The following is a 6,391-nucleotide window of genomic DNA, read 5'->3' on the forward strand; positions in this document are numbered from 1 at the left end:
GTCACGGTCGCGGCCTCACTCGGGGTCCAGGCCCCGGTGTCCTACGCGCGCAGCGTGCTCATCCATCCGTGGGTGTCGGCGAAGGTGCCGCGCTGGATACCGGTGAGGGTGTCGCGCAACGCCATGGTGATCGGGCCCGGTTCACCGTCGGCGATGGTGAACTCGCCGTCGCGGTCCTTGACCCTGCCGACCGGTGTGATCACGGCGGCGGTGCCGCACGCGAACACTTCGGTGATCTCGCCGGACGCGGCCTTCTCACGCCACTCGTCGGTGCTGATCCGCTGTTCCTCGACGACGAGACCCGAATCCTTCGCCAGGGTGATCAGGGAGTCGCGGGTGATGCCCGGGAGCAACGAACCGGACAGTTCCGGGGTGACCAGCCGCGCATCGGCGCCGGACCCGTACACGAAGTACAGGTTCATGCCACCCATCTCCTCGACGTACTTGCGTTCGATGGCGTCGAGCCACACGACCTGGTCGCACCCCTGCTCCGCGGCGTGGGCCTGCGCCACGAGCGAGGCCGCGTAGTTGCCCGCGAACTTGGCGGCGCCGGTGCCTCCCGGGGCGGCGCGCACGTACTCGCGCGACAGCCACACGCTGACCGGCTTGACGCCCCGCGGGAAGTACGCGCCGGCCGGTGACGCGATCAGGAGGTACTTGTACTCCGCGGCGGGGCGTACCCCGAGGGCCGGTTCGGTCGCGAACATGAACGGCCGCAGGTACAGCGACGACTCACCGCCCGCCTCGGGCACCCATTCGTGATCGACGTCGAGGAGTTCGGTGATCGACTTCTCGAACAGTTCCTCGGGCAGCGCCGGCATCGCGAGGCGTTCCGCGGAGCGGTTGAATCGCGCGGCGTTCGCTCCGAGCCGGAACGACGCGACGCTGCCGTCCGCCTGCCGGTACGCCTTGAGGCCCTCGAAGATCGCCTGCCCGTAATGCAGGACCATCGCCGCCGGGTCCAGCGCGATGGGGCCGTACGGTTCGACCTTCGCGTCGTGCCAACCGGTGCCCTCGGTGTAGGTGATGGTCACCATGTGGTCGGTGAAGTACTGACCGAAACCGGGATTCGCCAGAATCTCGTTTCGCCGCTCCGCGGTGCTGGGTGTCGGGTGCGAGATGCGAGCGAATGCGAGATCACCTGTCATGAATGCCAATGATAACCAGGTGCACCTCCGAGTCCGCGCGCCCGGTCGACTGCTACTTCGTGTGGTCCTCGACGAACGGCGGCGCGACCACCTCGACGCGCACAGCACGACCACGCACGTCGACATCGACCACGTCACCGGCGGCGAGTCCGGCACCGGTGTCCAGGAGCGCGAGCGCGATACCGACCTTGAGGGTCGGTGAGAAGGTCCCGGACGTGGTCTCACCGACGACCGCGCCGTCGCGCTGCACCGTCAGTCCGGCGCGGAGCACACCCCGGTCCAGTGCGCGCAGACCCCACAGTCGCCGCTTCGGCCCGGTCTCCTTCTCTTCGAGGAGCGCATCGCGACCCCAGAACTGCGGCTTCTTCCAGCCCACGGCCCACCCGCAGCGGGCCTGCAACGGCGAGATCGCGAGCGACAGTTCGTGCCCGTGCAGCGGATAACCCATCTCGGTGCGCAGGGTGTCGCGGGCACCGAGCCCCGCCACCTGTCCCCCTGCGCCGCGGACGGCGTCGACGAGCGCCCGGAACAGCGGTTCTGCGTCGGCCCAGCGGGGCAGCAGTTCGAACCCCTTCTCACCGGTGTATCCACTGCGACACACCCGGACCGGGGCATCGTTCCACTGTGCGTCGGTGAATCCCATGTAATCGATGTCGGTGGGGAATCCGAGTTCGTCGAGGACGTCCGCGGCCTTCGGTCCCTGGACCGCGAACACGGCGTGCTCGCGGTGGCGGTCCGTCACGCGCACCCCGTCCGGTGCCGCGTCCGCGAGCAGCGCGACGACGGCGGCGGTGTTCGCGGCATTCGGGACGAGGAACTGTTCGTCGTCGGACACGTGGTAGACGATCAGGTCGTCGACGACGCCTCCCGACTCGGTGCAGCACAGCGTGTACTGGGCCTTGCCCGGGGTGATCTTCGCGAGGTCGTTCGTGAACGCCGAGTTCACGAATGCGGCCGCGCCCGGGCCCTGCACGAGCGCCTTCCCGAGATGACTGACATCGAACAGTCCGACCGACTCGCGCACCGCGGTGTGCTCGGCCACCGTGCCCGCGTAGGAGACGGGCATCTCCCATCCCCCGAACGGGGCGAACGTCGCTCCGAGTTCGACGTGCACCGAGTGGATCGGGCCCTGCTGCAGTTCCTGGTCGCTCATGGGCACTGACGCTAGTCCACTCGGGTCGTGTTCCCACCCTGCCGGGGCCGCCCGGCCCGCACCCGTGCGGTCGAACCCACCCGGACGGGCCGCGGTCGCCGACATCGGCGCTCCCGATCACTACCATCGTCGAGGAGCGAAACCCGCCTCTACTTCTTAGGAGCTTCCCCGTGAGTGCACCGACCCCGGATCTGCCCGAACTCGTTCTCGCCGGTTCCGTCTCCAAGCGCGCCGACGTACTCATCGTCGGCCTGACGTCCACGGACGGCGCACCGGAGGTGGTGCTCGGTGACGGGCTGGTCGACGAGGACGCTCTGGGTGAGGTGCTCGACGCGGTGCAGGCGGTCGGGGCCACCGGCCGCGCCGAAGAGGTCACGCGGGTTCCGGCACCCGCGGAGCTTCCGGTCACGAGCGTGATCGCCGTCGGCCTCGGCGCCGCCGACGGCATCGATCCGGAACGGATCCGGCGGGCGGCGGGCGCCGCCGCGCGAGCCCTCACCGGCGTCGCGACCGCAACGACGACGCTGTCCGCCCTCGATCTCGGCGCCGCCGCCGAGGGCTTCGCGCTCGGCGCCTACACGTACACCGAGTTCCGCTCCGAGAAGTCGGCACCGAAACCGGAGGGACAGCCGGTGGCCCGCGTCGAACTGTTGGTTCCCTCGACCCGTGACCGGGCTGCGAAGGCCGCGCTCGCGCGTGCGACGGCGATCGCGGAAGCGGTCGCGACGGCCAGGGAGTTCGTGAACGTCCCACCGAGTCATCTCTTCCCCGCCGAGTTCGCCGCCCGCGCGAAGGCGCTCGGTGAGGACGCCGGGCTCAAGGTCGAGATCCTCGACGAGAAGGCGCTCGCGAAGCAGGGGTTCGGCGGGATCCTCGGGGTCGGCAAGGGGTCGTCGCGCCCGCCGCGGCTCGTGCGGCTGACCTACCGTTCGAAGAAGCGGTCGGCGGCCAAGGTCGCACTCGTCGGCAAGGGCGTCACCTTCGACACCGGCGGCATCTCGATCAAGCCCGCCGCCGGTATGGAGGCGATGACGTCCGACATGGCCGGTGCAGCGGCTGTCGTCGCGACCGTGGTGCTGGCCGCCCGGCTCGGCGTCGCGGCCGACGTGACCGCGACCGTGCCGATGGCGGAGAACATGCCGTCGTCGACGGCGCAGCGCCCCGGTGACGTGCTGACCCAGTACGGCGGCACCACCGTCGAGGTGATCAACACCGACGCCGAGGGTCGCCTGATCCTGGCGGACGCGATCGTCCGGGCATGCGAGGACGGACCGGATTACCTGATCGACACCGCGACGCTGACGGGTGCCCAGATGGTGGCGCTCGGCACCCGCACCCCCGGTGTCATGGGTACCGACGATTTCCGGGACCGTGTCGCTACCCTGTCGCGGGAGGTCGGTGAGGAGGGCTGGCCGATGCCGTTCCCGGAGGAACTCCGCGCCGGTCTGGATTCACGGGTCGCCGATCTCGCGAACGTGAGTGCTCAGCGGTGGGGCGGAATGCTCACGGCCGGGATCTTCCTGAAGGAGTTCGTGGGTGACGGGGTGCAGTGGGCGCACATCGACGTGGCCGGCCCCGCGTTCAACACCGGAAGCCCGTTCGGATACATCGGGAAGGGCGGCACCGGCGTGCCCGTCCGCACCATGCTCGCCGTCATCGAGGACATCGCGGCCCACGGCTGACCGACCTCATCACACCCGGACGACGATGTGACCCGACCCGCCCCTCGTCGAACGCGAGCGGACGTCGGGTGCAAGGATGGACCGGGTCGCATCTCGTCCGGGTGGCGATCCGACCGAACACCTGAACCAGCCTCATGAGTGCCCGGCCTCGAGCACAATGGGCTACGACCACACAATGGTCTCGGCCGCGGGTCGGTACAACTCAACACACACGAACACAACCGTCGAGGAGTCAACAGACATGGCCTTCTCCGTCCAGATGCCAGCGCTTGGTGAAAGCGTCACCGAGGGAACTGTCACGCGATGGCTCAAGCAGGAAGGAGACACGGTCGAAGTCGATGAGCCGCTGCTCGAAGTCTCCACGGACAAGGTCGACACCGAGATCCCGTCGCCTGCGGCCGGCGTCCTGGTCAGGATCGTCGCCCAGGAGGACGACACCGTCGAGATCGGTGGCGAGCTCGCCGTGATCGGTGAAGCCGGCGAGTCCGCCGCGCCGGCGCCCGCGGCCCCGGCCGCGCCCGCCGCGCAGGAAGCCCCCTCGGCGCCGGCTGCAGCTCCGGCACCGGCCGCCGCCGCACCCTCGGCAGCACCGGCAGGCGACGGCACCCCCGTGACCATGCCCGCACTCGGCGAATCCGTCACCGAAGGCACCGTCACCCGCTGGCTCAAGTCCGTCGGCGACACCATCGCCGTCGACGAACCCCTCCTCGAGGTTTCCACCGACAAGGTCGACACGGAGATCCCGTCGCCGGTCGCCGGTGTCCTCGTCGAGATCAACGCCCAGGAAGACGACACCGTCGAGGTCGGCGGACAGCTCGCCGTCATCGGCTCCGAAGCCCCCGCAGCACAGGCAGCACCGACCCCGGCACCGGCGGCGGCACCCGCTTCGACCCCGGCACCGGCGGCACCGGCACCCGCTGCTGCTCCCGCTCCGGCCGCCGCCGCACCCTCGGCAGCACCGGCAGCACCGGCAGCACCGGCAGGCGACGGCACCCCCGTGACCATGCCCGCACTCGGCGAATCCGTCACCGAAGGCACCGTCACCCGCTGGCTCAAGTCCGTCGGCGACACCATCGCCGTCGACGAACCCCTCCTCGAGGTTTCCACCGACAAGGTCGACACGGAGATCCCGTCGCCGGTCGCCGGTGTCCTCGTCGAGATCAACGCCCAGGAAGACGACACCGTCGAGGTCGGCGGACAGCTCGCCGTCATCGGCTCCGAAGCCCCCGCAGCACAGGCGGAACCGACCCCGGCACCGGCGGCGGCACCCGCTCCGGCACCGGCGACACCGGCACCGGCACCCACTCCGGCTCCGGCTCCGGCACCGGCAGCACCGGCACCCACTCCGACCCCGGCACCGGCTCCCGCCGCGGCTCCGGCGGCGCCCGCCGGTGGCGCGACCCCGTACGTGACCCCGCTGGTGCGCAAGCTCGCCGCCCAGCACAACGTCGACCTGTCGACCGTGACGGGCACCGGCGTCGGTGGCCGCATCCGCAAGCAGGACGTACTGGCCGCCGCCGAGCAGCCGAAGGCGGCTCCCGCGGCCGCGGCTGCCACCCCGGCCGCCCCGGCGGTCACCCCCGGTGTGCGTCCGGAACTCGCGAACCTGCGCGGCACCACGCAGAAGGCCAACCGCATCCGCCAGATCACGGCGACGAAGACGCGTGAGTCGCTGCAGACCACCGCGCAGCTCACGCAGACGTTCGAGGTCGACGTCACCAAGATCGGGCAGCTGCGCGCGGAGGCGAAGAAGGCGTTCGCCGAGCGCGAGGGCGTCAATCTGACCTACCTGCCGTTCTTCGCGAAGGCCGTCGTGGAGGCACTGCGGGCCCATCCGAACATCAACGCGTCGTACGACGAGGCGAACAAGCAGATCACCTACCACGCCGCCGAGCACCTCGGGATCGCGGTCGACACGGCGCAGGGCCTGCTCTCGCCGGTCATCCACAACGCCGGTGAGTTGACCCTCGGTGGGCTGGCCCGTGCGATCGCCGATATCGCCGACCGCGCACGCAACGGCGGTCTGAAGCCGGACGAGTTGTCGGGTGGAACGTTCACCATCACCAACATCGGTAGCCAGGGCGCCCTGTTCGACACCCCGATCCTCGTGCCGCCGCAGGCCGCGATGCTCGGGACCGGCGCGATCGTCAAGCGCCCGGTGGTGGTGCAGGACGAGGCGGGCAACGAGTCGATCGGTGTGCGCGCGATGTGCTACCTGCCGCTGACCTACGATCATCGGCTGGTCGACGGTGCCGATGCCGGTCGTTTCCTGACCACGATCAAGCACCGCCTCGAGGAAGGCGCGTTCGAGACCGAACTGGGCCTGTGATCGGGGCCCGGGCGTGACCGGGTGAAGCACCGCGCGGAGGGCGGGAGGGCTGCGGCCCGTTGACGGTGGTCTGGGCATT

General features: G+C 70.1%; 4 protein-coding genes. 2 read left to right on the forward strand and 2 right to left on the reverse strand.

The features are described 5' to 3' along the window. Positions 1–41 precede the first annotated feature (41 nt). Together LDQ05_RS18950 and gcvT are read right to left on the reverse strand one after the other, a co-directional pair. Complete coding sequence (locus LDQ05_RS18950) at positions 42–1,148, reverse strand: branched-chain amino acid aminotransferase (RefSeq protein WP_226438504.1); 1,107 nt, start codon at positions 1,146–1,148, stop codon at positions 42–44. Between the two features lie 52 nt (positions 1,149–1,200). Next, on the reverse strand, positions 1,201–2,301 hold the full coding sequence (gene gcvT, locus LDQ05_RS18955; protein WP_226438505.1) for a glycine cleavage system aminomethyltransferase GcvT: 1,101 nt from the start codon (positions 2,299–2,301) through the stop codon (positions 1,201–1,203). 170 nt (positions 2,302–2,471) lie between these two features. Here gcvT and LDQ05_RS18960 point away from each other — a divergent pair, with 170 nt between their 5' ends. Together LDQ05_RS18960 and sucB are read left to right on the forward strand one after the other, a co-directional pair. Then, complete coding sequence (locus tag LDQ05_RS18960; RefSeq protein WP_226438506.1) at positions 2,472–3,983, forward strand: leucyl aminopeptidase; 1,512 nt, start codon at positions 2,472–2,474, stop codon at positions 3,981–3,983. Between the two features lie 241 nt (positions 3,984–4,224). Beyond that, complete coding sequence (gene sucB / locus LDQ05_RS18965) at positions 4,225–6,312, forward strand: 2-oxoglutarate dehydrogenase, E2 component, dihydrolipoamide succinyltransferase (protein ID WP_226438507.1); 2,088 nt, start codon at positions 4,225–4,227, stop codon at positions 6,310–6,312. The last annotated feature ends 79 nt before the right edge of the window (positions 6,313–6,391 follow it).

Origin of the sequence: Rhodococcus yananensis (assembly GCF_020515525.1) — a bacterium.
In the GTDB taxonomy this organism is placed as follows: domain Bacteria; phylum Actinomycetota; class Actinomycetes; order Mycobacteriales; family Mycobacteriaceae; genus Rhodococcus; species Rhodococcus yananensis.

Coding starts and splice junctions, on each gene's coding strand:
- LDQ05_RS18950 (WP_226438504.1), bottom strand. CDS start 1,148: ATGACAGGTGATCTCGCATTCGCTCGCATCTCGCACCCGACACCCAGC.
- gcvT (WP_226438505.1), bottom strand. CDS start 2,301: ATGAGCGACCAGGAACTGCAGCAGGGCCCGATCCACTCGGTGCACGTC.
- sucB (WP_226438507.1), top strand. CDS start 4,225: ATGGCCTTCTCCGTCCAGATGCCAGCGCTTGGTGAAAGCGTCACCGAG.